The following is a 526-nucleotide window of genomic DNA, read 5'->3' as shown; positions in this document are numbered from 1 at the left end:
AGCTCATCGGTCACGAGGCGCACGACCGCGACGGCATCCCATTCCAGTCCCTTGGACCCGTGGATGGTGAGCAGTTGCACGACGTCGTCTTCGGGCGGCTCGGTGCGCGGGGCGAACTCGTCGGCCTGCTCGGCGTGATCGAGCCACGCGAGGAGGCTGGTGACCGACCCGGGCGCGCCGGGGCGACGTGTGTCACGGGAGGGCCGCAAGCCCCACCCGCCCCGTCATCCCCGCGCAGGCGGGGATCCAGACGCGCTACCGCGACGACTCCCTTATAAACGGTAGCGATTATGGATTCCCGCCTTCGCGGGAATGACGGACCGTCGAGAAGGGTGGTAGCTCCTCGCGGCTCCCGAAGCGTACCGTCACCGGGAGATCCCCGCCTGTGCGGGGATGACGGGGCGGGTGTGGCGGCGTTCACCGCCGTTTGGAATCTCCGTCAGATCGCGCCCGAGAAGGTGTCGCACGCCGCCGGATCGCCGGTTTCGATGCCGCGGCGCAGCCAGGTCTGGCGCTGGGCGGAGGT

At 69.8% G+C, this 526-nt stretch carries 2 protein-coding genes; both read right to left on the bottom strand.

Going from position 1 to position 526, the window contains the following annotated elements; genetic code table 11:
• On the bottom strand, positions 1-209 hold a 209-nt coding region (locus I5G_RS20200), incomplete at its 3' end, for a hypothetical protein (RefSeq protein WP_036325873.1).
• A 230-nt stretch (positions 210-439) separates the two neighbouring features.
• A partial coding sequence (locus I5G_RS27105) for a neutral zinc metallopeptidase (protein ID WP_148286377.1) occupies positions 440-526 on the bottom strand: 87 nt, incomplete at its 5' end.

It is taken from the genome of Microbacterium sp. B19 (assembly GCF_000333395.1).
In the GTDB taxonomy this organism is placed as follows: Bacteria; Actinomycetota; Actinomycetes; order Actinomycetales; family Microbacteriaceae; genus Microbacterium.
This window is presented reverse-complemented; position numbering and strand designations above follow the sequence as displayed.